The sequence below is a fragment of the Delftia deserti genome, from assembly GCF_042653485.1.
Lineage (GTDB): Bacteria > Pseudomonadota > Gammaproteobacteria > Burkholderiales > Burkholderiaceae_C > Comamonas > Comamonas acidovorans.
Window position 1 is genome coordinate 7,046,774 of the sequence record NZ_JBHSIH010000001.1, and the last position, 26,307, is coordinate 7,073,080.

General features: G+C 66.1%; 24 protein-coding genes and 1 pseudogene. 12 read left to right on the forward strand and 13 right to left on the reverse strand.

The window, feature by feature from the left end:
- The first annotated feature begins 38 nt into the window (after positions 1-38).
- A complete protein-coding gene (locus tag ACFPFG_RS33075) occupies positions 39-1,154 on the forward strand; it encodes an acyl-CoA dehydrogenase family protein (RefSeq protein ID WP_312371815.1) in 1,116 nt (371 codons plus the stop codon).
- A 4-nt stretch (positions 1,155-1,158) separates the two neighbouring features.
- Here ACFPFG_RS33075 and ACFPFG_RS33080 read toward each other — a convergent pair whose 3' ends face one another.
- Complete coding sequence (locus tag ACFPFG_RS33080) at positions 1,159-1,773, reverse strand: TetR/AcrR family transcriptional regulator (protein ID WP_380110088.1); 615 nt, start codon at positions 1,771-1,773, stop codon at positions 1,159-1,161.
- A gap of 142 nt (positions 1,774-1,915) precedes the next feature.
- Here ACFPFG_RS33080 and ACFPFG_RS33085 point away from each other — a divergent pair, with 142 nt between their 5' ends.
- Genes ACFPFG_RS33085 through ACFPFG_RS33095 form a run of 3 tightly spaced genes read left to right on the forward strand, consistent with a single transcriptional unit; the run spans position 1,916 to position 4,890 of the window.
- On the forward strand, positions 1,916-2,971 hold the full coding sequence (locus tag ACFPFG_RS33085; RefSeq protein ID WP_183022047.1) for a sugar phosphate isomerase/epimerase family protein: 1,056 nt from the start codon (positions 1,916-1,918) through the stop codon (positions 2,969-2,971).
- Positions 2,972-3,010: 39 nt separating this feature from the next.
- Complete coding sequence (locus tag ACFPFG_RS33090) at positions 3,011-3,907, forward strand: alpha/beta fold hydrolase (RefSeq protein WP_380110090.1); 897 nt, start codon at positions 3,011-3,013, stop codon at positions 3,905-3,907.
- A gap of 2 nt (positions 3,908-3,909) precedes the next feature.
- Positions 3,910-4,890, forward strand: a complete 981-nt coding sequence (locus ACFPFG_RS33095; RefSeq protein ID WP_374617730.1) for an alpha/beta hydrolase — start codon at positions 3,910-3,912, stop codon at positions 4,888-4,890.
- Between the two features lie 17 nt (positions 4,891-4,907).
- On the opposite strand, the gene ACFPFG_RS33100 is transcribed toward ACFPFG_RS33095, so the two are convergent.
- From ACFPFG_RS33100 to ACFPFG_RS33110, 3 genes are all read right to left on the reverse strand, one after another.
- Positions 4,908-5,117 (reverse strand): DUF4287 domain-containing protein, encoded by a 210-nt coding sequence (locus tag ACFPFG_RS33100; protein WP_380110092.1) that lies wholly within the window; start codon positions 5,115-5,117, stop codon positions 4,908-4,910.
- 36 nt (positions 5,118-5,153) lie between these two features.
- A complete protein-coding gene (locus ACFPFG_RS33105) occupies positions 5,154-6,065 on the reverse strand; it encodes a bestrophin family protein (RefSeq protein WP_380110094.1) in 912 nt (303 codons plus the stop codon).
- 129 nt (positions 6,066-6,194) lie between these two features.
- Complete coding sequence (locus ACFPFG_RS33110; protein ID WP_183022051.1) at positions 6,195-7,088, reverse strand: nitroreductase family protein; 894 nt, start codon at positions 7,086-7,088, stop codon at positions 6,195-6,197.
- 233 nt (positions 7,089-7,321) lie between these two features.
- On the opposite strand from ACFPFG_RS33110, the gene ACFPFG_RS33115 reads away from it, so the two are divergent.
- From ACFPFG_RS33115 to ACFPFG_RS33135, 5 genes are all read left to right on the forward strand, one after another.
- On the forward strand, positions 7,322-7,738 hold the full coding sequence (locus tag ACFPFG_RS33115) for a hypothetical protein (RefSeq protein ID WP_183022066.1): 417 nt from the start codon (positions 7,322-7,324) through the stop codon (positions 7,736-7,738).
- Positions 7,739-7,840: 102 nt separating this feature from the next.
- Entirely contained in the window at positions 7,841-8,992 is a 1,152-nt protein-coding gene (locus ACFPFG_RS33120; RefSeq protein ID WP_380110097.1) for an efflux RND transporter periplasmic adaptor subunit, read from the forward strand.
- Complete coding sequence (locus ACFPFG_RS33125) at positions 8,992-12,108, forward strand: efflux RND transporter permease subunit (RefSeq protein WP_197956157.1); 3,117 nt, start codon at positions 8,992-8,994, stop codon at positions 12,106-12,108. The genes ACFPFG_RS33120 and ACFPFG_RS33125 overlap by 1 nt, the downstream gene beginning before the upstream one ends.
- Positions 12,109-12,185: 77 nt before the next feature.
- Positions 12,186-13,454, forward strand: a complete 1,269-nt coding sequence (locus ACFPFG_RS33130; protein WP_197956158.1) for a TolC family protein — start codon at positions 12,186-12,188, stop codon at positions 13,452-13,454.
- 150 nt (positions 13,455-13,604) lie between these two features.
- Positions 13,605-14,081, forward strand: a complete 477-nt coding sequence (locus tag ACFPFG_RS33135; protein ID WP_380110100.1) for a hypothetical protein — start codon at positions 13,605-13,607, stop codon at positions 14,079-14,081.
- On the opposite strand, the gene ACFPFG_RS33140 is transcribed toward ACFPFG_RS33135, so the two are convergent.
- The gene (locus tag ACFPFG_RS33140; protein ID WP_197956160.1) at positions 14,078-14,965 is read right to left on the reverse strand and encodes a LysR family transcriptional regulator; all 888 of its coding nucleotides are present in this window, start codon (positions 14,963-14,965) and stop codon (positions 14,078-14,080) included. The two genes, ACFPFG_RS33135 and ACFPFG_RS33140, sit on opposite strands and share 4 nt — an antisense overlap.
- Before the next feature lie 75 nt (positions 14,966-15,040).
- Here ACFPFG_RS33140 and ACFPFG_RS33145 point away from each other — a divergent pair, with 75 nt between their 5' ends.
- Positions 15,041-15,979, forward strand: a complete 939-nt coding sequence (locus ACFPFG_RS33145) for a DMT family transporter (RefSeq protein WP_380110102.1) — start codon at positions 15,041-15,043, stop codon at positions 15,977-15,979.
- Between the two features lie 41 nt (positions 15,980-16,020).
- Here the strand turns inward: ACFPFG_RS33145 and ACFPFG_RS33150 are convergent, their stop codons facing one another.
- The 4 genes and pseudogenes from ACFPFG_RS33150 to ACFPFG_RS33165 all read right to left on the reverse strand — a co-directional run bounded on the left by ACFPFG_RS33150 (position 16,021) and on the right by ACFPFG_RS33165 (position 21,406).
- The gene (locus tag ACFPFG_RS33150) at positions 16,021-17,616 is read right to left on the reverse strand and encodes a bifunctional aspartate transaminase/aspartate 4-decarboxylase (RefSeq protein WP_380110105.1); all 1,596 of its coding nucleotides are present in this window, start codon (positions 17,614-17,616) and stop codon (positions 16,021-16,023) included.
- A 64-nt stretch (positions 17,617-17,680) separates the two neighbouring features.
- On the reverse strand, positions 17,681-19,372 hold the full coding sequence (gene aspT, locus ACFPFG_RS33155) for an aspartate-alanine antiporter (RefSeq protein WP_380110107.1): 1,692 nt from the start codon (positions 19,370-19,372) through the stop codon (positions 17,681-17,683).
- A 375-nt stretch (positions 19,373-19,747) separates the two neighbouring features.
- Positions 19,748-21,098, reverse strand: a pseudogene (locus ACFPFG_RS33160) (dihydroxy-acid dehydratase); the annotation flags it as partial.
- On the reverse strand, positions 21,086-21,406 hold the full coding sequence (locus tag ACFPFG_RS33165; RefSeq protein ID WP_232245783.1) for a hypothetical protein: 321 nt from the start codon (positions 21,404-21,406) through the stop codon (positions 21,086-21,088). The pseudogene ACFPFG_RS33160 and the gene ACFPFG_RS33165, both read right to left, overlap by 13 nt.
- Positions 21,407-22,156: 750 nt before the next feature.
- Between ACFPFG_RS33165 and ACFPFG_RS33170 the strand changes: the two genes are divergently transcribed.
- Complete coding sequence (locus ACFPFG_RS33170) at positions 22,157-22,408, forward strand: hypothetical protein (protein ID WP_380110109.1); 252 nt, start codon at positions 22,157-22,159, stop codon at positions 22,406-22,408.
- A gap of 173 nt (positions 22,409-22,581) precedes the next feature.
- Here the strand turns inward: ACFPFG_RS33170 and ACFPFG_RS33175 are convergent, their stop codons facing one another.
- The 3 genes from ACFPFG_RS33175 to ACFPFG_RS33185 all read right to left on the reverse strand — a co-directional run bounded on the left by ACFPFG_RS33175 (position 22,582) and on the right by ACFPFG_RS33185 (position 24,309).
- Positions 22,582-23,046, reverse strand: a complete 465-nt coding sequence (locus tag ACFPFG_RS33175; protein ID WP_380110110.1) for a hypothetical protein — start codon at positions 23,044-23,046, stop codon at positions 22,582-22,584.
- A gap of 365 nt (positions 23,047-23,411) precedes the next feature.
- Positions 23,412-23,816 (reverse strand): hypothetical protein, encoded by a 405-nt coding sequence (locus tag ACFPFG_RS33180; RefSeq protein ID WP_380110113.1) that lies wholly within the window; start codon positions 23,814-23,816, stop codon positions 23,412-23,414.
- A gap of 118 nt (positions 23,817-23,934) precedes the next feature.
- A complete protein-coding gene (locus ACFPFG_RS33185; protein WP_197956167.1) occupies positions 23,935-24,309 on the reverse strand; it encodes a hypothetical protein in 375 nt (124 codons plus the stop codon).
- A gap of 392 nt (positions 24,310-24,701) precedes the next feature.
- Between ACFPFG_RS33185 and ACFPFG_RS33190 the strand changes: the two genes are divergently transcribed.
- A complete protein-coding gene (locus ACFPFG_RS33190) occupies positions 24,702-24,821 on the forward strand; it encodes a Gp49 family protein (protein WP_197956168.1) in 120 nt (39 codons plus the stop codon).
- A 342-nt stretch (positions 24,822-25,163) separates the two neighbouring features.
- Here the strand turns inward: ACFPFG_RS33190 and ACFPFG_RS33195 are convergent, their stop codons facing one another.
- Positions 25,164-26,105 (reverse strand): restriction endonuclease, encoded by a 942-nt coding sequence (locus ACFPFG_RS33195; protein ID WP_380110379.1) that lies wholly within the window; start codon positions 26,103-26,105, stop codon positions 25,164-25,166.
- Positions 26,106-26,307: the final 202 nt, after the last annotated feature.

A 26,307-nucleotide genomic window follows, 5' to 3' on the forward strand; every position in this document is an offset into this window, starting at 1 on the left:
GGCAAGGGACCGCTGTGCCCACAGCGGTCCCTTTTTTTATGGTGACCCGCAAGATGACAAGCCCCATGCACGATTTCCCCCTGCTGACCGACGCCGACCGCCAATGGCTGGACGCACGTGCCGAGGCCCTGGATGCCGGCGACGGCGAGGCCACGGCCGCCGTCGTGCCCTACCTGGCCCGGGCCGGGCTGCTGGGCCACGGCTTGGCTGATGTCTTGGGAGGGCAGGGCGGCAGCGCCGGCGATGCCATCGAGGCGATTGCCCAGGTGGCCATGCACTCCATGTCCGCCGCCTTTGCCTTCTGGGGCCAGCGTGTGCTGATCGAGATGCTGGCGAACACCGGCAATGCGGCCCTGCGCGAGCGCTGGCTGCCCGCGCTGCTGGCGGGCGAGGCGGCCGGTGCCTCGGGGCTGTCCAACATCATGAAATTCCTCAGCGGGCTGGAGGCTCTCAACATCCGCGCCACGGCCCGGGAAGGCGGCGGCTGGCTGCTCAACGGCAGCGTGCCCTGGTGCACCAACCTGCGCGGCCCCCGCTTTCTGGCCGCCATTGCCGTGGCACGCGACGATGGCGCGCCGCCCATGATCGTGGCCCTGCCGTCCGACCGCCCCGGGCTGGAGCGCTCACCGGATCTGGAGTTGATCGCCCTGCGCGGCACCAATACCGCCGCCTTGCAACTGAAGGACGTGGCCATCACCGAAGACGATCTGCTGGCCGAGCGCGCCGGCGGATTCCTGCCACGTGTGCGGCCGGCCTTCCTGGGCATGCAATGCGGCCTGTCCATCGGGCTGGCGCGTGCGGCCTGCGCGCAGGCCGCCTCGCGCATGGGGCAGGGCGGGCATGTGCTGCAGCAGCCGCTGGACGATACCCACAGCCATCTGGAGCAGGCGGTGGCCGCGCTCAAGGCCGGTGTAGAGGCTGGCGATTTCGTGGAGGCACCCGAGCGGCTTTTCGCGCTGCGCCTGGCCCTGCACGACTGCGTGCAGCAGGCCATGCAGCTGGAACTGCAGACGGCCGGTGGCCGCGCCTACAGCCTGGATGCGGACGATGGCTTTGCCCGCCGCTGGCGTGAATCGGCCTTCATCCCCATCGTCACGCCCAGCGTGATCCAGTTGCGCGCCGAGCTGCAAAAACTGCAAAAGCACGACGCCTGACGGCTCAGCCCGCCTTGGCTGCGGGCTGCAGCGCCGTGTCCAGCAGCAGCAAGGCGGTTTGCACTGCAGCCAGCAGCCGCTGGCGCGGCACGCCATCGCGGGCTTGCACGGAGATGCCGTGCAGTTGCGTGGCATAGAAATCCCCCAGCGCCTGCACATCGGTGCCGGCACGCAGCTCGCCTTCATCCAGCGCGCGCTGAAGGCGGTCGATCAGGGACTGCGTGCGCTGGCGGCGGTGCCCGGCCAGCCAGGCGGCGACCCCCTCGTTTTCCTCGGCGCAGTTGGTGGCGGCGGTGACCACCATGCAGCCCAGCGGATGGGCATCGTCCGTATAGGTGGCCACGGCATCGCGCAGCACGCGGGCCAGGGCGTCGCGCACGCGCGGCTCCTGGGCCATGGCGCGGTCGGCAAAGCCGCCATCACCGGCCTCGTAGCGCTGCACGGCCTCGCGGAACAGGTCCTGCTTGCTGCCGAAGGCCGCATAGATGCGTGCCGACGCAATGCCCAGCGCCTGCACCAGGTCGGCCATGGACGTGCCCTCGTAGCCGCGCCGCCAGAACGCCAGCATGGCGCGCTCCAGCGCCTGGTCTCGGTCGAATTCCCTGGGTCTTCCGGCCATCTTCCTCATCCTTCTCAACAGTCAGGGCGGCATCTTAGCGGCGCCGTGATGCTGTCTTGCATCGGGCTCGCAAAAGCAGCTGCATTGGCGTGATACTATTCTTTGTCGATCAACAAACAATAGCTCAACGCAAGGAAATCACATGCAGACCATCAAGGGCCCAAGCCTTCATCTGGCGCAGTTCGCCGACAACAAGGCACCGTTCAATTCCCTGGAAGACATCGCACGCTGGGCGGCCGGCGTAGGCTTCAAGGGCCTGCAGATTCCCGCCTGGGACCAGCGCCTGTTCGACGTGGCCACGGCCGCCAGCAGCCAGACCTATTGCGACGATGTCAACGGCATGCTGGCCTCGCACGGCCTGGTGGCCAGCGAGCTGACCACGCACATCTTTGGCCAGCTCGTGGCCGTGCATCCGGCCTACGACGCCATGTGCGACAGCTTTGCGCCCGAGGCGCTGCGCGGCAATCCGGCCGCACGCACGGCCTGGGCGCTGGAGCAGCTCAAGCTGTCGGCCAGTGCATCGCGCCGCATGGGGCTGAGCGACATGGGCACGTTCTCGGGCTCGTTCGCCTGGCCCTATCTGTTCCCGTTCCCGCAGCGCCCGGCCGGCCTGATCGAAACCGCCTTCGAGGAGCTGGCGCGCCGCTGGCGCCCCATCCTCGACGCCTGCGACGAGCAGGGCGTGAACCTGTGCTACGAAATCCACCCCAGCGAAGACCTGCACGACGGCACCAGCTTCGAGCGCTTCCATGAGCTGGTGGGCCAGCACGCACGCTGCAAGATCCTGTTCGATCCCAGCCATTTCGTGCTGCAGCAGCTCGACTACCTCGACTACATCGACATCTACCGCGAGCACATCCGCATGTTCCATGTGAAGGATGCGGAGTTCCTGCCCAGCGGGCGCCAGGGCATCTACGGCGGCTATTCCTCGTGGCTGGAGCGGGCAGGGCGCTTCCGTTCGCTGGGCGACGGGCAGGTGGACTTCAAGGCCATCTTCTCCAAGTTCGCCCAGTACGACTACCAGGGCTGGGCCTCGCTGGAATGGGAGTGCTGCCTCAAGGACCAGGAAGACGGGGCACGCGAGGGCGTGGACTTCATCAACCGCCACATCATCCGCGTCACCGACAAGATCTTCGACGACTTCGCCGGCGCCCCCGTGGACCAGCGCCAGATCAACGCCATGCTCGGCATCGCCTGAGCACGCCCGCAGCCAAAGAACCTCAAAAAGAAGCAAACAATGAACGCTTTCACATCGAACGCCCTGCGCAAGCAGGAAGACCAGGCCCACGAGTTCTCGCACGACTACGTGCGCATCGACGGCCGCCGCATCCACTGCATCACGGCCGGGCAGGGCGCGCCCGTGCTGCTGATCCCGGGCTGGCCCCAGACCTGGTATGCCTGGCGCCATGTGATGCAGGCACTGGCGGCACAGGGCTTCCAGACCATTGCCGTCGATCCGCCGGGCACGGGCTTTTCGGACCGGCCCGACACCGGCTACGACACGGGCTCCATTGCGCTGACCCTGCACCGCGCCATGCTGGCGCTGGGCCATGAGCGCTACCAGGTCGCCGGCCACGACGTGGGCATGTGGGTGGCCTATGCGCTGGCCAGCGACCAGCCGCAGGCCGTGCAGTCCCTGGCGCTGACCGAGGCCGTGATCCCCGGCCTGGCACCCGAGCCCAGCATCTTTGCGCCGCCCGAGCAGAACATCTTCCTGTGGCACTTCATGTTCAACCAGCTGGCCGACCTGCCCGAGACCCTGATCGCGGGGCGCGAGCGTGCCTACCTGGAATTCATGTTCAACCGCTGGTCGCTGCGGCGCGACTGCGTGGCCGTCGACGTCTATGTCGATGCCTATGCGGCGCCCGGTGGCCTGCGCGGCGGCTTTGCCTACTACCGCGCCATTCCCGAAACCATTCGCCAGAACCGCGAGCGTGCGCTGCGCTCGCTGGCCATGCCCGTGCTGGCCATTGGCGCCGAGCACGCCACGGCCGATGCGCCGCTGGCCACGCTGCGCGGCCATGCCGATGACCTGTCGGGCGTGATCGTGCCGGGCTGCGGCCACTTCATCATGGAGGAAGCCGCCGAGCCCTTCATCGCCGAGCTGCTGCCCTTCTTGCAAAGGACGCTGTGACCATGGGCCTGGACGCTGACATTGCGCGCTATCTCGCCGAGCTGGCGCAGGCAACCCAGGCCGTGGCCCCGCCCACGCCGCCCACGCTGGCGGCGCTGCGCGAGGCCACCGACGCCGGGCTGCGCGCCCTGCACGGCCCGGCCGAGGCCGTGGCCCGCACCGAAGACTTCACGCTGCCCGCGCGCGACGGTGCGCCGCTGCGCGTGCGCATCTACCGGCCTCTGGCCTCGGACACACCCACGCTCCAGCCCGCCCTGGTCTTCGCCCACGGCGGCGGCTGGTGCCTGGGTTCGCTGGAGGTCTACGACAACCCCTGCCGCGCGCTGGCCGCGGCAACGGGCGCCGTCGTGGTCTCGGTGGACTACCGGCTGGCGCCCGAGCACCGCTTTCCCGGGCCGCTGCATGATTTCTGCGATGCCATTGCCTGGACCTTTGAGCAGGCCGATGCGCTGGGCCTGGACCGCAGTCGAATCGGCGTGGCCGGAGACAGCGCGGGCGGCAATCTCGCGGCCGCCGCCTGCCTGCTGGCGCAGGACAAGGGGGGCTGGGGAGCGGCGGGCGCACCGGCCATCGCCCACCAGCTGCTGCTGTACCCGGCACTGGACGCGGCCATGGACTCGGCGTCGTTCCACCAGTTTGCAGAGGGCCACTACCTCACGCGTGCGGCCATGGAGTACTGCTATGGCGCGTACCTGGGCGATGCGGCTCCGGGGCGGCAAGAACTTGTCTCTCCGCTGCGCGCGGAACACCTGGCAGGCCTGCCCCAAGCCACGGTGATCAGCTGCGAATACGACCCGCTGCGCGACGAGGCCGAAGCCTATGCGCAGCGGCTGGCGCAGGCGGGCGTTGCGGTGAAGTCCGTGCGCCTGCCCGGCATGGTGCACGCCTGCATGCACATGCTGGGGCTGGCTCCCGCATCACGCCGCCTGTTTGACGAGGCGGGTGCCGCCGTGCGCCAGGCTTTCGGCACGGCCATCGGCTGAGGGTTGCCGGGTGCAGGTCAGGCCTGTGCCAGGAACACGGCCACCAGCGCATTCGCATGGCCGTGGCCCATCTGGTGCTGGGCCTTGAGCCAGCCCACCAGTTCCATGTGCTTGCGGGTGTCCTGCTGCTGCAGCAGATCCATCCAGTGCGCAATCGACTGGCCGTAGGTCTTCTCTATGGAGGGGAAATACGAGGCCGGTCCCTTGACCTTGCTTGTCTCCGTCATGGTGTTTCCTTCCGTGGCGTGGTGAGTGCGGATGGGTCAGGTCAGGAACAGCACGTCCTTGTGCTGCGGCGCAGGCGGCAGCACCTCGCCGGTCAGCTCGCGCAGCGTGGCCTCGATCATCTGCGACATGGCGTCCAGCGCCAGGTCGTTGGGCGCCGTGCCGAAGGGCTCCTCCAGCTCGGCGCCCAGCGCCTCCAGCGCGAAGAAGGTGTAGGCGATGAAGGCCACGATCACCGGCGTCATGAAGCCGATGGAATCCACCAGGCCGAAGGGCAGCAGCAGGCAGTACAGGTAGATGGTGCGGTGGATGATCACCGCGTAGGTGAACGGAATCGGCGTGCCCGCAATGCGCTCGCAGCCGCCCAGCGCCTCGCCCAGCTTGCACAGCGGCGCCTCCATGGCCGGCACCAGCACGGGCTGCAGGCTGCCGTCGTGGCGGCGCGCCTGCAGCCATTCGCCGGCCATGAGCAGCAGCACGGCGGGCTTGAAGCGCGCCGTGGCCAGGCGTTCGCAGTCGGCGGCGGGCAGCAGCCGGCGCATGTCGGCTGCGGCATCGGTGCCGCGCAACTGGTGGCGCAGCGCATGCACGAAGGCCGCCAGAACCATGGCCAGGGCCGGGGCGTGCTGCGGTGCGTCGGCCAAGGTCCGGGCCTGGCGCACCAGGGAGCGTGTCTCGTTGAGCAGGGTGCCCCACAGCGTGCGCGCCTCCCAGTAGCGCGCGTAGCTGGTGCTGTTGCGAAAGCCCAGGAAGATGGCCAACGTCAGCCCGATCAGCGAAAACGGCACGAAGTTCAGCGGCACCTTCCAGGCGAACAACTGGCCGTGCAATGCCGTGACCAGCACGGCGAACAGGGTGGCGGCCATCAGCTGGAGCAGGATGTCGGGCAGCACGGAGCCGCGCAGCACGAAGAGCATGCGCAGCCAGTGGGGATGGGGCCGGATGATCATGAAAGCCTGCTCCGTGATGGAAAAGAGGGCGCAAGAGGATGCAAGAGGGCGCAGCAGCCCCGCAACTCTAACCGCCCTGGGCAGCCAGTGCGCCACCTGTGCGCCACCCGGCGCGCGCTGGCTGCGGCTTCAAAGATCGCTGCCGTGGTTGCCGTCTGGCTGGAGAAGGGCCTGTGCCGTGACCCCTGCTGCCTGCTCCGCCTGCCATGCCGTGCGCATGGAAGAGGGCGCCACCGTTGCGCGCGGGGATGGCTGGCTGGTGATGCGGCCCAGGCTGATGAAGCCGGCCAGGTGCTCGCCGTCTCCCAGGCCCAGTGCGGCGTGGATGGCCGGATCAAAGCAGCGCTCGCCGCTGAGCACGATGGCGCCAAAGCCCAGCTGGTGGGCAGCATTGAGGAAGTTGCCCAGGGCAGCCCCTGCGGCCAGCCATTGCTCGCGCACGGGAACACGCGAGCGCGGCTTGGGAGAGACGATGAAGGCCAGCAGCGCCGGTGCGCGCGTTGCATGCTCGCGGGCGCGACGGATGTCATCGGCGGGGGCCAGCGGGTCGCGGCGTAGTTTTTCCTGCTCGAACAGAGCAGCCAATGCTGCACGCTGATGACCTGGAAACTCCAGAATGCGCCAGGGATGCAATGCACCATGATCCGGCGAGCATAGCGCGGCCTCGATCATGAGGTCCATGTCGCCGCTGTCCGGCCCCGGCTGGCCCAGCCGCCTGGGTGAGATGGAGCGGCGCGCCAGCAGGGGCGCCAGGCCGGCCCGCTTGCGCGTGTCGGCAAAGCAGTGCTTGAGCGCATCCACCGCCTGGGCGAACTGCCGGGCCCAGGCCAGCACCTGTTCGCCCTCCTGCGTGAAGCCCTGGAAGGGGCGGCCCGCGCGCACCAGCGCGTGGCCAAACTCCGCCTCGGCCGAGCGTATGGCCAGGAACAGCTCGTTGTCGGAGATGCCGCAGGCCTGTGCCGCGCGCGCCCAGTCGCGCTCGTGGTCCAGGGCCAGCAGATGGGGGATGTATTTTTGCGTCAAGTCGGTTCTCCAGCACAGCCCTGCGGATTCCGACGGGCTCCGAGGGGGCGAGTGGTCCATGAATGGCTTCGTTATATCCGAAAAAATACAATGAAATCCGTCACCCCAGCTTGAACCGGGGCCTGGTGCGGCTTGCGGGCCTGCCGCCCATGCCTTCATACGGGATTGAACCGATTGCGCAAGCCCCGGTACTACAATCCCAAGCCATGTTGCATGCCATCCGGAACCCCTCCATGCGGAGCGCCTTGCTGCTGCTCATCATGGTGGCGCAGCTGCTGATACCGCTGCTGCACAGCCATTTCGGCACTCCGAACCAGGCCGGCCTGCACATCCACGCGGCGCCGTCGCGCGTGGCCGACTCGCATTTCCACCTGTTCGTGGCCCACGGCTCCTTTGCCGATGTGGATGAAGACCATGTCGAGCCTTTCGAGGTCGATGTGCAGGACGCCATACAGCCGCTGGACCTGCTGCCCATGCCCTTTCTGGCCGTCATCGGCCTGGCCTTGCTCACCCTGGGCCTGCGTGCCGCGCGCATGCGCTGCATTGCGCCCCGGCCCGCCTTGCCGCTGCAGCCCATGCGCCTGAGTCCGCGCTGGCGCGGGCGCGTGATACGGCCTTCCCCCGCCCAGGCACCGCCCCTGGCTTCCTGACCTCCCCGGCCTGCTCCGCAGGCCCGCCTTCGTCCTCCTTCGCCCGCGTGCCGCGAACAGCCTGCGCGTGGACGGCGTTCGTCTTTTTTCCCGGAGTCAGGAATGATGTTTTCCCCATGGCTGCTGGCCGGCGCACTTGCGCTGCCAGCCGTCGGCATGGCCGCCCAGGCCCAGGCCGCACCCGCAAGCCCGTCCAATCCCCCGCCCGCATCCGCATCCGCATCCGGATCCGTATCCGCATCCGTTGCCTTGTCCGCCGAACAGGCACGGGCGCTGGGCGTGCGTTTCGAACCCATTCAGGCGGCACAGCGCATCGAGGTCTCGGCCCACGCGCGCGTCGTGCTGCGGCCCGATGCCCAGGCCGTGGTGGCCGCCCCCTATGCAGGCGCGGTGCCGCGCGTGCTCGTGGCCCTGGGCCAGGCGGTGCGCACCGGCCAGCCGGTGGCGGTGTTCACCAGCCCGCAGCTGTATGAGGCGCGGCGCGCGCTGCTGGAGGCCGAGTCCCAGTCGCGCCTGGCACGCCAGGCCCTGGCGCGCGACCAGGCGCTGCATGAGGACGGCATCATCGCCGCCAGCCGCTGGCAGGCCACGCAGGCGCGCGCCGCCGAGGCCGCGGCCATGGCCCAGGCGCGGCGCGCCGAACTGGCCGCCAGCGGCCTGCAGTTCGTGGGCAACGAGGTGCACCTGGTGGCGCCCCGCGCAGGCCTGGTGACCGAAGTGCTGGCGGTGCCGGGTGCGCGCGTGGAGGCCTCGGCGCCGCTGCTGCGCGTGGCCGACCCCAAGGCGCTGGAACTGGACCTGCTGCTGGGCCGCGAGGTGCCGCTGCCCGGCGTGGGCGACCGCGTTCAGGTGGCGGCGCGCGGTGCGCAGGGCAAGGTGGCCGGAATGGCACCGGTCGGCGATGGATCGGCCGGCATGCGGGTGCGCGTTGCGCTGGAACGCACCGGCGACCTGCGTGTGGGCGAAAGCGTGACCGCCTTGCTGGCCCTGGCCGGTGCGGACGCCGGGCCTTCCGATGGATCTGCCGGTGGCTCTGGCGGTGCACGCCTGCGCGTGCCCGCTGCGGCGCTGGCGCATTGGAACAACCGCACCGGCGTCTTTGTCGCCACCGGGCAGGGGGCGCGCTTCATGCCGCTGTCCGTGGAGGCCAGCGACGAGGCCACGGCCGTGGTGCGCGGCACGCTGCCGCCCAAGGCGCGCATTGCCGTGACGGGCATTGCCGCGCTCAAGGGCCTGCTGGGCGGGGGTGAGTGATGCTGGCGCGCCTCATCGATTTTTCGCTGCGCCAGCGCGCGCTGGTGCTGATGGCCGCCTGCGCGCTGGCCCTGGCCGGTGCCTGGGCCTATGTGCACCTGCCCATCGATGCCTTCCCCGACATCTCGCCCACCCAGGTCAAGGTGATCCTGAAGGTGCCCGGCATGACGCCCGAGGAGGTGGAGCAGCGCGTCTCCACGCCCGTCGAGCAGGAACTGCTGGGCCTGCCGCACAAGACCATGGTGCGCTCGGTGTCCAAGTACGGCATCAGCGACGTGACCGTGGATTTCAGCGAGGGCACGGACGTGTACTGGGCGCGCCAGCAGGTGTCCGAGCGGCTGGCCGGCCTGCAGCGCGAGCTGCCCGCCACGGCCGAAGGCGGGCTTGCCCCCATCACCACGCCGCTGGGCGAGATGTTCATGTTCACCATCGACGGTGAGCAATGGTCTCTGGCCGAGCGCCGCCATGTGCTGGACTGGGTGATTCGCCCTGCACTGCGCACCGTGGCCGGCGTGGCCGACGTGAATGCCCTGGGCGGAATGGTGCGCGGCTACGAGGTGATCCCCGACCCCGCCCGGCTGCGGGCGCGCGGCGTGACGCTGGACCAGCTGCGCCAGGCGCTGGAGGCCAACAACCGCAACGACGGCGCAGGCCGGCTGGACCGCGGGGAAGAGCACTGGGTGGTGCGCGTGGAAGGCGGCGTGCGCGGGCTGGACGACCTGCGCGCCATTGTCGTGGCGCCCGCCCATGAGGGGCGCGTTGCCGCCACCGTGGGCGATGTGGCCACCGTGCGCCTGGGCGAAGCCACGCGCAACGGCGCCGTCAGCCGCGACGGACGTGGCGAAGCCGTGCAGGGCCTGGTGCTGGGACTGCGCGGGGTGGATGCGCGCAGCCTGGTGGACGCCGTGCAGGCGCGGCTGGACGAACTGGCTCCCCGGCTGCCCAAGGGCATGAGCACCCAGGTCTTCTACAACCGGGGCGACCTGGTCTCGCGCGCGGCGGGCACCGTGGTGCGCGCCCTGGTCGAGGCCAGCGTGCTGGTGCTGGTCACGCTCTACCTGTTCCTGGGCGGGCTGCGGGCGGCCCTGGTGGTGGCGGCCACGCTGCCGCTGTCCATGCTGGCCACCTTCCTGCTGATGCGCCATGCGGGCCTGACGGCCAACCTGATGAGCCTGGGCGGCCTGGCCATCGCCCTGGGCATGCTGGTGGATGCTGCGGTGGTGGTGGTGGAGAACATAGAGACCGCGCTGGCGAATGAGTCTGCGGGCGCAACGGCCATCGAAACGGCGGGCAGCTCCCCGCCGCAGTACCGGGCCGTGCTGATCCGCCAGGCGGTCTCGGCGGTCTCCGTGCCCATGCTGGCCGGCGTGTCCATCATCGCCATCGTGTTCCTGCCGCTGCTCACGCTGCAGGGGCTGGAGGGCAAGCTGTTCGCGCCCGTGGCACTGACCATCGTGCTGGCGCTGGGGGCCTCGGTGCTCATCGCCTTCACCGTGGTGCCTGCGCTGGCCTCGCTGCTGCTGCGCCCGCATGGTGGCGATGAACCCTGGCTGATGCGGCGTGTGGCCCGGGGCTTCGAGCGGATGCAGCGCTGGAGCCTGGCCCACCGGCCTGCGGTCTTCGGCATTGCCGGGGCATCGCTGGCCGGGGCAGCCGTGCTCTACCTGTCCGTGGGCAAGACCTTCATGCCCACCATGGATGAGGGCGACATGATCGTGCAGCTGCAAAAGACGCCCTCCATCTCGCTGGCCGCTTCGCTGGACATGGACGGGCGCGTGCAGCGCGCGCTGCTGGAGCAGGTGCCCGAGATCCGCTCCATCGTCGCGCGCACCGGCTCCGACGATCTGGGCCTGGACCCCATGGGCCTGAACGAGACCGATACCTTCCTGGTGCTGCGCCCGCGCGACCAGTGGCGCGGCAGCAAGGAAGACATCGCCGAGGCCATACGCCACGTCATGCAGGGCTTTCCGGGGCTCATCTACGGCTTCACCCAGCCCATAGAAATGCGTGTCTCCGAAATGCTGACCGGCACGCGCGGCGACGTGGCCATCAAGATCTTCGATCCCGACCTGGCGCGGCTGGACGCTGCCGCCCAGGCCGTGGCCGCGCGCATGCGCGCGGTGGCCGGGGCCTCCGAAGTCATCGCGCCCAGCAACAGCGGCGTGCAATACCTGCAGGTGGCGCTCAACCGCGCGGCGCTGGGCCAGTCCGGGCTCAGTGGCGATGGCCTGCAGGCGCAACTGCGCGCCCTGGTGGAAGGCGAACGCATTGGCATCGTGCCCGAAGGCGTGGCGCGCACGCCGCTCATCCTGCGCGGCGGCACGGCGCTGCGCCAGTCGCCCGAAGGCCTGGCCGGGCTGCTGGTGACGGCGGCGGACGGCAGCAACTGGCCATTGACCTCCCTGGCCACGCTGGCGGCCCGCGACGGCCCCGTGCGCGTGGACCACGAAAACGGCGCCCGCTTCGCCGTGGTGCAGGTCAACGTCGAAGGGCGCGACCTGGCCAGCTTTGTGCGCGATGCCCAGGCGGCCATCGCCGGTGATGCCGGCCTCAAGGACATGCGCATCGTCTGGGGCGGCCAGTTCGAGAACCAGCAGCGCGCCGCCGCGCGGCTGGCGCTGGTGGTGCCGCTGGCGCTGGGCGCCATCTTCGTGCTGCTGGTGCTGACCTTCCGCTCGCCCAGGCAGGCGCTGCTGGTCATTGCCAACATCCCGTTCGCGCTGGTGGGCGGCATGGCGGCGCTGAGTGCGGCGGGCGAGTACCTGTCGGTGCCTGCCTCGGTGGGCTTCATCGCGCTGCTGGGCATTGCGGTGCTCAACGGCGTGGTCCTGGTATCGCACTTCAACAACCTGCTGGCTGCGGGCCAGCCCCTGTCCCAGGTGGTGCGGCACGGCGTGCGCGACCGGCTGCGGCCCGTGCTGATGACGGCCTGCATCACCGCGCTGGGCATGGTGCCGTTGCTGCTGGCCAGCGGGCCGGGCTCGGAGATCCAGCGGCCGCTGGCCATCGTGGTGGCGGGCGGGCTGGTCAGTTCCACGGCGCTGACCCTGCTTCTGCTGCCTTTGCTGTTCGAACGCTTCGGCCTGCCGCGCCGTGAGCGGGAGGCCCGGTCATGAGCACCACCCACACCACCACCACCTCTCCCCACTGCAGGGCGCAAGGCCTTGCCGGACTCTCTTTCAGGAACATGCCCATGAAACCCCTGCTGCATGCCTGGGCCGCTGCCTTGCTGTGTGCCTGCGCTGTCCAGGCCCAGGCCCAAAGCCATCTGCCGCCCGAGGCCGCCGTGCGCGATGCCGTGGCCCGCTCTCCTGCCGTGCAGGCGGCCGACGCCGCGCAACGCGGCGCTGCGGCGCGCGCCCAGGCCCTGCGCGCCGGCCCGCATGAAACCGTGGTGCGCGCCAGCGGCCAGCGCCGCTGGGTGCACGACGGCTCGGGCCAGCGCTTTACCGAAGGGCAGATCGCCATCGAGCGCCCGCTGCGCCTGGGTGGCAAGGCCGAGTCCGATGCGCAGCTGGCCGAAGCGACCCAGGCCGCATCGCGCGTGGCTGCCCAGGATGTGCGGCACGAAGCCGCACGCCAGTTGCTGGCGCTGTGGTTTGCCGCACAGCGCGCAGGCCAGGCGCAGCAGACCGCCCGGGACAATGCCGACGCTGCCGCCGAACTGGCCCGCGTCACCGAACGCCGGCTGCGCGCAGGCGATGCGGCCAGGCTGGACGCCGAACTGGCCGCCGCCGAGCACGCGCGCATGCAGGCCGCGCTGGCAACGGCCCAGGCCGCGCACCAGGCGGCACAGGCGGACCTGCAGGCGCGTTTTCCGGGCCTGGAGGCTGCGCGGACGAAGGAGGGGGAGGCTGCGCCACCGCTGCTGGATCTGCCACCGCTGCCCGATCTGCCACCGCAGCCACCGGCCCAGCTGCGCCTGCGCTACATAGAGCACAGCCACGAATACCTGCTGGCCCAGGCCGAGGAAACCCTGGCACTGCGCCAGGCCCGCCGTGCCGATCTGGAGCGCCGGCCCGACCCTACCGTGGGCGTGTTCGCCACCAGTGAGCGAGGGGGCAGCGAGCGCATTGCGGGCGTCAGCCTGTCCGTGCCCCTGGGCTCGGTGCACCGCCAGGCCCAGGCCGACCAGGCCCTGGCCGATGCCGACGCCGCGCTGTCCCGCCGCCTGGCGGCCGAGCGCCGCCTGGGCGCGGAGTTCGACGTGCTCTGGAGCCTGCTGGCCGGCAAGCGTGCCGCCGCCCAGGCCCAGGCCCGCGCCGCCACGCTGCAGCAGGGCGCCGCCGACCGCGCACTGCGCGCCTACCGCGCCGGCGAATCGGGCCTGACCGAACTGCTGGCCGTGCGCCGCACCCTGGCCGAAGCGCTGCTGGCCGAACGCCTGGCCCGCAGCGAGGCGCTGGAAGGCGACAGCCGCCTGCGGCTGGATCTGCATGAGCTGTGGGATTTTGATGACTGAGTGCGGCTGCAGCCCTCGACAATCCGTGTACAGCGACCCAACCCCAGCCAATCCATGAGACCCAGGATCCCTCCCCTCAAACGTCTGCTTGTTCTCGTCACGGTGGTGGTGCCAGCCCTGGCCTGGTGTCTGGTCAAACCAGTGCGTGTGATGGCTCCCGGGCTGGCCGGCGTGTCCTGTACGGCGGATCGGATCTGCGTGGACGATGTCTCGCGACTGGAGCAGGCCAGCGCCATGGTGGAGGAGGCCCATGGATTCCTGGCGGCGCGCCTGGGCACTGCGCCGCACCGGCCCCGGGTGGTGTTCTGCGCCACCCAGGCCTGTGCGGACAGCTTCGGGCTGGGCGCGCGCTCTGCCATGAATCTGGCGGGTCTGGGCACGGTCATAGGCCCCAGGGCCTGGACCGCCTACTACCTCCGCCATGAACTCATCCACCAGGTGCAGAGCGAGCAACTCGGCATCGTCCGCATGCTGCTGCGGCCCGCATGGTGGACCGAAGGCATGGCCTACGACCTCAGCGAGGACCCGCGCCCCGTGCTCGCCGAGCCCTGGCAAGGCTACAGAGCCAGATTCCATGCATGGCATGCCCGGGCTGGCGACGCGGGGTTGTGGACTGCGCCGCTCTAGGGTCGACCACCACCCAGCGTCGCAATCAACTGCTCGTACATGGCATCCACGGCCGCCGAGCCTTGCGAGGCCTTGCTGCGCAGGGCCGAAACTTCCATGGACACCAGCGGCGGAAGTTCGAAGCCGGCCGGCAGGTTCTGCAGCACCTGCAGGTGCGGGGGCACGCTGCAGCGCGTGAACACGGCCACGGCCAGGCCGCTTTCCACGGCGGCCAGCTGGCCGGCAAGGCTGGAGCTGTGATAGACCACGCGGTGCGCGCGCCGCTGGGCCGCCAGGCTGGACAGCGCCGCCGTGCGCGCCAGGCTGGCGGCCTCGTAGACGGCAATCGGCAGGGGATTCTTCCTCCACACCTCGTGCTGCGGCGCGCCCACCCAGACCAGGGGCTCGTGGAACAGCAGGCGCCCGCGCTGGGGCCTGTCGCGTGAGACCAGGGCCAGGTCCAGCGTGCCGCGCACCACCTGCGGGATGAGTGCGGTGGACTGCTCGCAGGTCAGCTCGATCTCCACGCCCTGGTAGCGGCCTGCAAAGCTGCGCAGCACGGGCGTCAGATAGGTGGATGCGTAGTCGTCCGGCACGCCCAGCCGCACGCGCCCGGACAGGTCGGGGCCGAACAGCGCCGCCTGGGCCTGGGCCTGCAGTTCCAGCATGCGCCGCGCATAGCCCAGCAGCTCGGCGCCTGCGGGCGTGAGCTGCAGATGGCGCGGTCCGCGCAGCAGCACGGGCTGGCCCAGGGCGGTCTCCAGCTTCTTGATCTGCATGCTCACGGCGGCCTGTGATCGGTGCAGCAGCGGCGCGGCAGCCGAGAGCGAGCCCGCATCCACCACGGTCACCAGGGCGCGCAGCCAGTCGATCTGCAGGTCGGGGTGGTTCACGGCACGCTCCATGGATTCGAATATCGAATACTAAACCTGCAAACTATTTGCTTTACGAGAATTTCCTGCCACGAGACGATCGCGGCCATGCAAGACAGAGCCCATTCCTTACAGGCCGCATCCGTAGCCTCCGCCGCGCCCGCACAAGCCGCTCCCACAGCGCAGGAGACACGCGGCCAGTGGCTGATGATCGCGGGCGGCGTGCTGCTGGGCACCGTGGGCGTGTTCGTGCAGGAGGCCGGACAGCATCCGCTGGTCACTGTGCTGTTTCGCTGCGCCTTCGGCGCGCTGGCGCTGCTGGCCTGGGGGCTGGCCACCGGCCGCATGCGGGAGTTGCGCGTGGGCGGCAGAAGCTGGGCGGTGGTGGTGGCCACGGGCGTCCTGATGGTGCTGAACTGGGCGCTGTTCTTTGCGGCCATACCGCTGACCTCCATCGGCGTGGCCACCATCGTGTTCCACATCCAGCCGGTGTGGATCATGCTGTTCGGCACCCTGGTGCTGCGCGAGGCCGTGGCGCCACGGCAGGTGGCGGCCATGCTGGCGGCGCTGCTGGGACTGGTGTTGACCACGGGGCTGCTGGGTGGCGATGCGGCGGCCTGGGGGCCGGACCATGTGTCCGGACTGCTGATGTGCCTGGCCGGCTCGCTGTGCTATGCGGCCGTGACCATCCTGGCCAAGACCGAGAAAGTGGTCACGCCGTTCGCGCTGGCCTGGTGGCAATGCGCGGTCGGCACCGTGCTGCTGCTGTGGGTGCCGCTGGTTCATGGCTGGCCGCAGGCGCCGTCGTCCTGGGCCTGGCTGGCCGGTCTGGGCGTACTGCACACCGGCCTGGCCTACGCCATTCTCTTTGCGGGCATGGCCCGCCTCACGCTGGGCCGCATCGCCGTGCTGCAGTACGTCTATCCGCTGACGGCCATCGTGCTGGACTGGGTGGTCTACGGGCGCGCGCTGGGCGCCGTGCAACTGGCCGGCGTGGGCCTGATGGCCGGGGCGCTGCTGGTGGTCAAGGCCCGACAGCTGCGATGAGCCGTGCGGGCGATGAGCCGTGCGGGCCTTGTGCGCAGGGCCTACTCCTTGCCCAGCGCCTTGTACTGCTCGTACAGCTCGTCGGCCAGCCGACGCAGGGCGCGGCCTATGGCGGCGTACTCGTACTCGTTGAGGTTGGCCAGCGAGGCGCGGCCGGAGGGGCGGTCGGAGCCGAAGCCCCGGCCAGGCAGCAGCACGATGCCGGTCTCATCCGCCACGCGGAACAGCATGTCGCCCGTGGACGACTGCTGCACGGCCCATTGCGAGAAGGCTTCGCCGTAGAGCCGGCAGGTCACGGTCTGCAGGTCGATCAGCGTGTAGTAGTTGACCGAGTTGGGATTTTCCAGCGGGGGCATGCCCAGCTCGCGGTACAGCGTGGCCTCGCGGCGGCGGATCAGCTGCTTGAGCGCCTGCTTGTAGGCGTCGGCTTCATCCATGAGCGCAAACAGCGAGAACAGCACCATCTGCACCTGCTGCGGCGTGGACAGGCCGGCCGTGTGGTTCAGCGCCACCACGCGGCTGTCGGCCACCAGGCGGTCGATGAACTTGAGCGAGCGCACATCGGGCAGCAGCGAGCGGTAGCGGTGGTCCAGCGCCTTCTTGGCGGACTCGGGCAACTGCGCCAGCGCATGGTCGAACACGTTGTCCTTGTGCGCCGCGATCACGCCCAGGCGCCAGCCCGTGGCCCCGAAATACTTGGAGAACGAATACACCAGCAGCGTGTTCCGGGGGCAGACCGAGAACAGGGACTGGAATTCATCGGCAAAGGTGCCGTAGACATCGTCGGTGAGGATCAGCAAGTCGGGCCGCTGCTCGGCCACGATGGCGCGCACGCGGTCCAGGCTGCGCTGGTCCATCTTCACGGACGGCGGGTTGCTGGGGTTCACGCAGAAGAAGATCTTGACGTCCGGGTCCTTGAGCTTGTCCAGCTCGGCGTCGGAGTACTGCCAGCCGTTGTCGGGGTCGGCGTGGATGGGCACTTCCTTGAGGTCGTACTGGGCCAGTTCGGGGATCTCTATATATGGCGTGAACACCGGCATGCCGATGGCGACCTTGTCGCCGGCCTTGAGCAGGCCGCTGATGCGCAGGCTCTCGAAGATATAGGCCATGGCCGCCGTGCCGCCCTCGACCGCGAACAGGTCCACCGACTCGGGCGGCACGGCACCGCCTGCCATCTCGCGCACGATGTACTGGCGCACGACCTGCTCGCTCACGGTGAGCATGCGCGGTGGCACGGGGTAGTTGCAGCCCAGGATGCCGTCCACCATCTCGTGCAGGAAGGCGGCGGGGTCCAGCCCCAGCTGGTCGCGCACATAGCTCAGCGACTTGCCCAGGAATTTCACACCCTCCTGGTCGCGGTGCTCGGCGATGAAGCGCTCGAAGCGGCCCTCGATGCCGTCGAGCTTGGCCAGCCCGCCCACGCCCACCGTCATGTAGGAGTACGACAGCTCCGACTCCGCCGCCGCGAACAGCCCCAGCCGGAAGAACGCCCGGCGCGGCGTGGTCGCCAGGAAGTTGGGATTGCCGCGCCCCGCATTGAGCATGAGGCGGTTGGCCTTGCCCGAGGCCACCTTGATCAGTTCGTCCTTGAGTTCGAACGGGCTCAAATTCGCCAGACTCCGATAATCCTTGCTCATTGCGCAGCTCCTTGTGATGGTCCTTGGTGGTCCTTGGGGATCGGTCAGGGGTGATCAGGGGTGATCAGGCAAAGGCGATGACCAGCGGGCCCAGCAACGTGAGGAACACATTGGCCAGCGCATAGGTGATCGCAAACGGTGCCGTGGGAATCGAGTTGCCGGCCTTGTCCAGAATCTCGCCAAACGCAGGGTTGGCGCTGCGCGCCCCCGACAGCGAGCCCGCGAACACGGCCACGTTGTCATAGCGCAGCACGTACTTGCCGAACAGCATGGCGATCAGCAGCGGCACGATGGTCACCACCACGCCCAGCAGGAACAGCGTCAGGCCCTGCTGCATCACCGTGGTCACGGCCTGCTGGCCGGACTGCAGGCCCACCATGGCCACGAAGCCGGCCAGGCCCAGGTCGCGCAGCAGCGTGGAAGCGGCCGTGGGCATGTTGCCGAAGGTGTGCTTGCGGCTGCGCCACCAGCCGAACAGCAGGCCGGCCAGCAGGGCCCCGCCGCCGCTGCCCAGCGTGATGGGAATGGAGCCCAGGCGCAGCACCAGCAGCCCGATCAGCAGGCCCACCGTGATGCCCAGGCCGTGGAAGACAAAGTCCGTCTTGTCGCTGGGCACGATGATGGGGCCCACCGACTGCGCAGCCTTTTGCACATCCTGCGGCGTGCCGAACAGCGTCACCACATCGCCCGGCATCACCATGGTGGTCGGCGCAATCGGCACCGGCGTGCCCGCGCGCATCAGCGCCACTGCGTACACACCGTGCTTGAACTCCTGCGACAGGCTGTCCAGGATGTCCTTCACGCTGCGGTTCAGGTACTGGTTGTTGGAGATGGCCACGTCGCGCCGCACCATCACCACGTCCATGCCCTCGGCGCCCTGCAGCTCCTCGCCCACCGAGGCGCCCAGCGCCACCACGGCCGCGCGCCGGCCCACCAGCAAGATGATGTCGCCGGCCTCCAGCGCCAGGCTGCCGTCCACGCCCACCAGCGCGTTCCTGCGCTGTATGCGTTCCACCGTCACCGTGCCGCCGTTGGCGGTGGCGCTGGCCTCCAGCTCCGCCACGGTGCGGCCTGCCTGTCCCACGCGGAAAATGCGGCCCACCAGATCCGGCACGGCCGGTGACTCGCCGGTTCCGTACACGCGCACGCCCTTGAGCAACTCCTGCTCGGCCTGGATCGCGTCCTCGCGGATCTTGCGGCCCGTCAGCCACTGCAGCACGTTCACGCACATGATGATGGCGCCGAAGGAGCCGAAGATATAGGTCACCGCATAGCCGATGGCCACATTGGCCTGCATGCGCTGCACCTCGTCGGGCGCCAGCCCCAGCTTCTCGATGGCCGAGCCCGCCGTGCCGATGATGGCCGACTGCGTCAGCCCGCCCGCCGCCAGCCCCGCCGCCAGCCCCTTGTCCAGGTGGAACACCCGGGCGATCACCACCACCGTGACCAGCCCCGACACGGCCACCACCAGGGCCATCAGGATCTCCTTGACCGACTGCCGTCCCAGCGAGCGGAAGAACTGCGGCCCGCTCTCGAAGCCCACGGCATAGATGAACAGCGCAAACAGCACCGCCTTGATGCCCGAATCGATGGTCACCCCCACCTGGCTGATCAGCACCGCCGCCAGCAGCGACCCCGCCACGCCTCCCAGCTGGAACGACCCGAACCTGAACTTGCCCACCCAGTAACCGAGCGCCAAGGCCGCGAACAGCGCGATTTCCGGAGCCTGATGAAAGATGCTTCTGAGAAAGTCCACAGCCACCTCTGCTTCTGGGTTGAGGTCCACGGCGGCGCAAGGCAACGGGTAAACGGGAACGGCTGCCCGCGAAGGGCAGGGGGGCTTGCGTGCGCGTGGACCTGGGGGAAACGGTGTGTCGCTATTAGAAAATGCCTATCGATATTTGATGAATGCGGTTGTTTCCGTATTCATCAATATTCAATTGGATATGGCGTTTCCATTGGCTTGCTTGAATCAGTATCTTGTCGAAAACAGAGCCACTATTCATGACAAAAAGGAGTGGCGATGTAGGACTTGGCCGTCAGCCTGGAGGCAGCTTATGTCATAGGACCTGGAAAAGCAGGGCTGCACGGGCCGCCCTGCGCCTGGGCAGACCCTGTGCCATTCACGCTCTCAAAAAATATCCGGCTCCGGCACAGCGCTCCCAAAGCCCGTCTCCAGAAAATCAAAATCGCATTCTTCATTTGCCTGCAGGATATGGCGGCCGAACAGCCAGCCGTAGCCGCGCTCGTAGCGCGCGGGCGGGGGAGTCCATGCGGCGCGGCGGGTGGCGAGTTCTGAGTCGCTGACTTCCAGGTGGATGCGGCGGGCCGGCACGTCCACCGTGATGCGGTCGCCCGTGCGCACCAGGGCCAGCGGCCCGGCCACGGCGGACTCGGGCGAGCAGTGCAGCAGGCAGCCGCCGTAGCTGGTGCCGCTCATGCGGGCGTCGGACAGGCGCAGCATGTCTTTCACGCCTTGCTTGAGCAGCCTGGTGGGAATGGGCAGCATGCCCCATTCGGGCATGCCCGCGCCCTTGGGGCCGGCGTTGCGCAGCACCAGGATGTCTTCGCCGTTCACATCGAGATGGGGGTCGTCCACGGCCTGCTTGAGGCTGGGGTAGTCGTCGAACACCAGGGCGCGCCCCGTGTGGCGCAGCAGGTGCGGGGCGCAGGCGCTGGGCTTGATGACCACGCCGTCCGGCGCCAGGTTGCCGCGCAGCACGGCCAGCGCACCTTCGGCGTAGATGGGGCTGGACAGGGGGCGGATCACGTCGTCCTGGTGGACCTGGCTGCCCGCAATGTTCTCGCCCAGGGTCTTGCCATTGACCGTCATGGCCCCGGTGTCCAGATGCGGGCGGATACGTTCCAGCAGGGCGCGCAGGCCGCCTGCATAGAAGAAGTACTCCATCAGGTAGCGGTCGCCGCTGGGCCGGATGTTGGCGATCACGGGCACGCGGCGGCTGAAGGCGTCGAAGTCATCGAGGCTGACTGACCGGATGGCCCGCGCGCCGCGACATGGCGATCAGGTGGATGATGGCGTTGGTGGAGCAGCCCATGGCCATGGCGCAGGCAATGCCGTTCCCGAAATGCGCGCGCGTGAGCATGCGGGCTGGCGTGAGGTCTTCCCACACCATCTGCACGATGCGGCGGCCGCACTCGGCGCTCATGCGGATGTGGTTGGCGTCGGCGGCCGGAATGGACGAAGCGCCCGGCAGCGCCAGGCCCACGGCCTCGGCAATGCCCATCATGGTGGCCGCCGTGCCCATGGTCATGCAGGTGCCGTGGCTGCGGGCAATGCCGGCTTCCATCTCGCGCCAGGCCTGCTCGTCCAGGCGGCCGGCGCGGCGTTCATCCCAGAACTTGAAGGCGTCCGAGCCCGAACCCAGCACCTGCCCCTTCCAGTTGCCGCGCAACATGGGGCCGGCCGGCAGGTAGATGAAGGGAAGGCCCATGGAGATCGCCCCCATGGTCAGCCCCGGCGTGGCAGCGTTCTGGTGAACAGGTACGCGTCATTGGCCAGCATGGAGGCGGGGATGGTCCAGGGTTTGCCGGCATTGGGGCTGGCCGTCTGCGTCCAATACTGGCCCAGTGCGCTTTGGGCCAGTATGGCGTGCAGGCTGGCCGCCAGGCGCGGGTCATGGCGTGACCTGTCTTGCAGGACGCCTATGAACTCTTGCGGCGTGAGTACCACCACGTCCACCTGTTGGCTGTCCATGGCGCGGGTAATCTGTCTGTTGAAGGCCTTTTCATAGCTGATATACGGGCGGGTGAGATCGGTGGATGGTGCCATGGCCTGCAAGCGAATGGTTAGTGGAATGAATAAGGAAATGGTGGTTTGCCAAATGCCAGAAAATCACAAATGCAGGCCCCCCATCAGGCCTGGGGTAAATCAGGTCAGATCAATGTATGAGGGTGGGGATTGCGCGTTCGCAATCATTCCCAAGGCCAATGTCAATCAGTGGCCTGGGTATTCCGTTGGGGGAGTCCCATTATTTGATTTCTTGGGTATCTGGAAGTCAAGCAGAAAGGCTGGTGGCTGATTATTTTCAGATTATTCCTAGATGCATATGCGAGATGCATGCCTTGAGTGCAGTCGATATGGACTTGGAATGAGGAAGAGGGCGGTGACAAGGCTTTGCTGCAGGCCCAAGGCCGCAAGCCCCGAAGCCGTGCCGGAGTCGCCCTGGTGGTGGGCGTCTGGCTATGCGTTTGCGTGGGAGTCTTCCTTGTGTTCCGAGGGCGCTGGGGTCTTTGAGCGAGGCGCCTCGCCGGCTGAGCGGCGGCGGGCGGACAACACAAGGATGCGGGAGCTGCGCCTGAGCGCTGTATCATCTCGCCCAGGTGCTGAACACACCTTCACAGGCGGACCTCGCCACACTCCCGAAAGCAGTTGGACGTACTCACAGGAGGCCTTATGGCTGCTTTCTTTGCGGGCGTATCAATGCCCGAACCCTCTCCCAATCCTTTGCGTGGCCCCGTGCTTCTAGCGCATGGGCATTCCTTTGCTTCAGTCGCCAAGCGCGCTCATTGAGGAGTTGCCATGCTGTACTTTCAACTTTCCGAGCCAGAGTACGACAGCCTGCGGCGCGTGCAGGATCAGTTGGGGCTGATTTCCAGTTTGATCATGGGCGCCTGCCCGGGGCATGCCTTGGAGCCGGTGACTCCGGGGCAATTGCTTGCGTTTATTCAGGCGCAGGAAGAGGCGCTTGAGGGGGTGATGGGGGAGTTAGTGAGCGCGGGGTGGTGCGGGGGACAGATTGACTGGGGTGCTGCACTGGGAGGCTACGCATGATATGCGTGGCCTTTCTGGGTGGTTTGGAGCTGCTAGCGGGGTTTGGAGCACGTGGACAGTCAATCTCTTGAGGACGGCTCTCGGCCAGGAGCCGACGATGGCTACGAGTAGAAGCGGACGCTCAACACCTGAATTTAGCCGCGCCGCGAAGCGGCGTCGGCTTGAATGAATTGTTAGACGGTTGTCCTAAAGTAAAGGGTAAGCCCCAAGCTCAGAAGCAATGATGCCGAGAACAGACCGAGACCGACCCCAGCTAGTATTTTGCGGGACTTGAGAACTTGTTCTCTTGCGGCCTTGATATCTTCAATCACGTTGATATTGATGGATGCATGGCGAGGGTAATAGCCCCACGCAAAGACAACAGAACTGAGCAGCATGAGTAAAAGAGGTAGAATTAAAAGCCACCCCTCTGCCATCGGCATTTTGGCATCCTTGTCACCCCAGACCAATATTGGCGTTAGCGTTGCTACGAGAGTTCCGAATGTGGCACTGATGCCGAGCATGGTCTTATGGAAGTCTAGCGCCGTCTCCGTAGACCTCAAGAGAAGCTGCTTTCCATACTCAACAAGAGCCGCCTCAGTGGATGTTGGGATTCTGCCAGCGGCTGGTTGGGGATCGGTTTTTTGCTGTTGGGACATCGTGGTGCTATTAGGCAACCTTAAGAAGTTTCTGGCCAGACCAAAGCGTAACTGGCACATCAACCATGAAAGAGCCTCCTTTGGCAGGACAAGTGACAGCACAAGTTCGACTCTCAACGCGACTTGTCATCATGTGCATAACTCCAACAATCTCCTGTATCAGGACGTTGAAGTCGTAGTTGTGCACTTGATTGCATATCGGACACTGAGTTAACGATATGCTGGTTGTCTGGGTGAACCGTTGGGACTGCACTGCGATCTCTCCAAAAACGTCTAACAAAAAAGCTAAAGCTAAGCTTATCGCGGAAATAGGATCGGCTTGCATGCCGGATTAGAGTAAGCGCCAGAGGTCAATTTGCCCATGCCTACGCTCCAGCTTCCTGAGCCTCTGGTACAATAATCTCATTAATGATTGATAACAGTATTTCAATGCTTGAGGTTGTAATGCGTAATTGCCCCGCAGAATATTGACTTGATGAAACGCAGTCTTCAGGTTCTATATAGAAATAAGATGCCTTGCTAAGTGCGGCACCCAAACTACTGCGACCACGCCAAAATGACGCAGGAAACGATAGTACTGCTGGAGAGCCTCTTATTGCAGCAATACCTATCTCTTGGCCACCACTTCGAAAATAATACAACAAAGTTTGGCTGTTTGCAGGGCCTTTGTATTTAAATCCCGCATCTGCCAGCGCAGTATGAATGCGATGGATTCCACCAGATGAATCAAGGCTTGAAAGCTTCTGAAGAAGTTTTTCCTTTGCATTCATTAATTTTCTCCAAACAGGAAATTGATATGACAAGAAGTGCAAGAGCTAATGCTTTCATAAAGTTCCCTCTTTAATTTCGGATGGCAGACCTTCCCTAGATGATGTTTCTGGAGAGAGATTAATTTCGTTTGAGAGTTATGCTGCTGGACGTTCTTGCTACTTCTTTGTAGCTTCTTAATGTGGTTAGGGCGCCAACTCCGCCAGCAGCGACTGCAATTGCAATAGCCGTATATGTGACAGCACCACCAAGAATGCCAACAGCTGCAGGAGCTGCAAAAGCAGAGATGGCAGCACTGCTACCGCCTGTCGGTATTGCCACAATAGCAGCATATACCGCGATACCGATTGCTGCAAGAGCAATAGCCCAAGCCACTTTTCCTGTTGCACGTAATTTAATGGTTTTTTTCGCTAGATCTCCGGTTATCTCAATTGTATCTTCCTCATTTTTCAGCGCTTCGCCTAGCTCTTTTTCTGTACTTACTTTTTTTGCCATGGTTGATGTGTTTATGAATAAATTTGACGTAATGTAACCGCACCAACCCGCAGGCCATATCATGCTGGCCAAGGAGCGGCGGTTGGCTGCAGCTACGCACTTGTTGCCGTCGGGCACCGACATCCGCATGGTGCAGGAGCTGCCGGGGGCATTCGGATGTGGGCACGACGATGATCTACACACACGTCCTGAAAGTCGCTGCAGAAGCACCTCCACCAGCCCATTGGACTCATTGGCGTTGAATTTACAGCCCTGTTGGATGACTGCTTTGCAGCAACTGGCCGGGTGGCAGCTCAGGGTCGGTCGGCGACCGTCGAGAGTCCATGCACAGATGGCCGAGTAGTCCCGCCTGCGCCGGTAGCTGGACATGATGCACGAGTGGCCTGCCATCCTTGGCGAGTACATCGCCGCGTTCTGAGCCAGCACGGCCCGACGCCGGCCACCGCGTCGCGCGCGATAACGCTGTGCAGAAGGTCTGGCCGCTGCTTGGCTTCCGGCTGCACGACAGTTAAGTCTAGATTTTTAAGCTGTTTTTTAACGTTTTTTGTTAAATAAGAACCTAAAGAAAGAGGCGCCTGTGCAGTAAATGATGTGCACCTTTAAACCTCTAGTGTCAATTTGTTTTTTGCAAAATGGACATGCTTCTGTCGCCATATGTATCACCTATTAAAAGCTAACGTAATGTAGACTGCACCAAGCCGCAGGCCATATATAGCTACAAACACTATAACCTGTGCACCGGGCATGGGAGGGGGTGCTTGTGAAATTGTGCGGTGTATAAGCCTGACTGGATGACGGCTTTGGAGTTTCTGGCTGGATGGCGGCTCAAGGTCGAAAGCAGACCATCTACAAAATCAATTCCCATCCCCAACTCCAACCATCTCCCGAGTCCCTCGACACCCCGCACAAAACGCCGAGCATCCCCAAAAAGCCTTTCCCGCAGCAGGCCCTCGCTTGGCAACCCGCTGAACCATGGCTTTCCCGCATTGAGGGCAGCCAGGTATTGGGGCGGCAGCCGGTTGCACTGTGTCAAAAGCAGGCTCCGTCTTGACGGGCTCGACCACAAGCACGGGGTTCAGTAAAGACGCAGCAGCCCGGGCCTTGGTTGTTGTCGCCGCTCCTGTCTGCGCCTTTGCCTCCTTCAGCAATTTCATCAGCGCAACCCCGTCCATGAGGTGGATATTCCTTCCCGCAGCAAACGCCACAGCCTCCTGAGTAAACCGGCCAGAGGTCACTACAAAGCCGGCAGCAGCCCCATCAGCTGCCATGACGCCATAAAGCTCGCGCACAGTGGCAACGCCTACCTTGAAGGCTTTCCACTGCTTGCATTGCACCAGTGTCTTTTCGCCATCCTTCGAGAGGACCAGGTCCACGCCACCATCGGGCCCGCCGCCACCGGTTTCCCTGACGCCGTAGCCGCGCCGCCGAAATCCCTCACCCACCAGCGTTTCAAACTCTCGCCATGACATGTTGTTCAACGCATCCGCGCTGGAGCTGGCCGAGGTGGTTTCTAACAACCGGCTGCGGCGGCGCTTGCGCACGGCGGAAATGGCCGCGCCGGCCAGGCAGATGAGGGGCAGGATGTACTGGCCACCAGTAGCCAAGCCCTGCCATATGGCTGTGGTGGCCAATTGGCCGATTTGCTGCGGGCTTTGTGCTGCAGGCAGGGGACGGATGGCAATGGAGTGCAGCACCATGTAGCTGGCGAGTGCCAATGCAATGCCGGCCCACCAGGGCAGCATGGCGATCAGATCCATGAGGTCTTCTGCCGTGCTGGTCTTTCGTTTTCTTGCCACTCCCGCTCCTCCATCGTTCAAATTGCTGAACATTTTGCAACATTTATGGGTGAGGCGAATTACTGTGCCAATGGGTGCGGTGAAATCAAGAGAAATTGACACTGGTGATGTCTTCTGGCTGGCGATGAATGTGTGCAATGCGCTATTGATTGCGTAGCAGGTTGTGCATGCCTGTTCTGCGAAATTCCCTGTCTCGTCGTTT

Bases quoted from the DNA above. Each gene is read 5' to 3' on its own strand.
- ACFPFG_RS33130 (WP_197956158.1), top strand. From the start codon at position 12,186: ATGAAACCCCTGCTGCATGCCTGGGCCGCTGCCTTGCTGTGTGCCTGC.
- ACFPFG_RS33090 (WP_380110090.1), top strand. From the start codon at position 3,011: ATGAACGCTTTCACATCGAACGCCCTGCGCAAGCAGGAAGACCAGGCC.
- ACFPFG_RS33085 (WP_183022047.1), top strand. From the start codon at position 1,916: ATGCAGACCATCAAGGGCCCAAGCCTTCATCTGGCGCAGTTCGCCGAC.
- ACFPFG_RS33080 (WP_380110088.1), bottom strand. From the start codon at position 1,773: ATGGCCGGAAGACCCAGGGAATTCGACCGAGACCAGGCGCTGGAGCGC.
- ACFPFG_RS33150 (WP_380110105.1), bottom strand. From the start codon at position 17,616: ATGAGCAAGGATTATCGGAGTCTGGCGAATTTGAGCCCGTTCGAACTC.
- ACFPFG_RS33170 (WP_380110109.1), top strand. From the start codon at position 22,157: ATGCTGTACTTTCAACTTTCCGAGCCAGAGTACGACAGCCTGCGGCGC.
- ACFPFG_RS33185 (WP_197956167.1), bottom strand. From the start codon at position 24,309: ATGGCAAAAAAAGTAAGTACAGAAAAAGAGCTAGGCGAAGCGCTGAAA.
- ACFPFG_RS33105 (WP_380110094.1), bottom strand. From the start codon at position 6,065: ATGATCATCCGGCCCCATCCCCACTGGCTGCGCATGCTCTTCGTGCTG.
- ACFPFG_RS33180 (WP_380110113.1), bottom strand. From the start codon at position 23,816: ATGAATGCAAAGGAAAAACTTCTTCAGAAGCTTTCAAGCCTTGATTCA.
- ACFPFG_RS33145 (WP_380110102.1), top strand. From the start codon at position 15,041: ATGCAAGACAGAGCCCATTCCTTACAGGCCGCATCCGTAGCCTCCGCC.
- ACFPFG_RS33100 (WP_380110092.1), bottom strand. From the start codon at position 5,117: ATGACGGAGACAAGCAAGGTCAAGGGACCGGCCTCGTATTTCCCCTCC.
- ACFPFG_RS33125 (WP_197956157.1), top strand. From the start codon at position 8,992: ATGCTGGCGCGCCTCATCGATTTTTCGCTGCGCCAGCGCGCGCTGGTG.
- ACFPFG_RS33140 (WP_197956160.1), bottom strand. From the start codon at position 14,965: ATGGAGCGTGCCGTGAACCACCCCGACCTGCAGATCGACTGGCTGCGC.
- ACFPFG_RS33115 (WP_183022066.1), top strand. From the start codon at position 7,322: ATGCGGAGCGCCTTGCTGCTGCTCATCATGGTGGCGCAGCTGCTGATA.
- ACFPFG_RS33120 (WP_380110097.1), top strand. From the start codon at position 7,841: ATGATGTTTTCCCCATGGCTGCTGGCCGGCGCACTTGCGCTGCCAGCC.
- ACFPFG_RS33165 (WP_232245783.1), bottom strand. From the start codon at position 21,406: ATGGCACCATCCACCGATCTCACCCGCCCGTATATCAGCTATGAAAAG.
- ACFPFG_RS33175 (WP_380110110.1), bottom strand. From the start codon at position 23,046: ATGTCCCAACAGCAAAAAACCGATCCCCAACCAGCCGCTGGCAGAATC.
- ACFPFG_RS33095 (WP_374617730.1), top strand. From the start codon at position 3,910: ATGGGCCTGGACGCTGACATTGCGCGCTATCTCGCCGAGCTGGCGCAG.
- ACFPFG_RS33075 (WP_312371815.1), top strand. From the start codon at position 39: ATGGTGACCCGCAAGATGACAAGCCCCATGCACGATTTCCCCCTGCTG.
- ACFPFG_RS33135 (WP_380110100.1), top strand. From the start codon at position 13,605: ATGGCTCCCGGGCTGGCCGGCGTGTCCTGTACGGCGGATCGGATCTGC.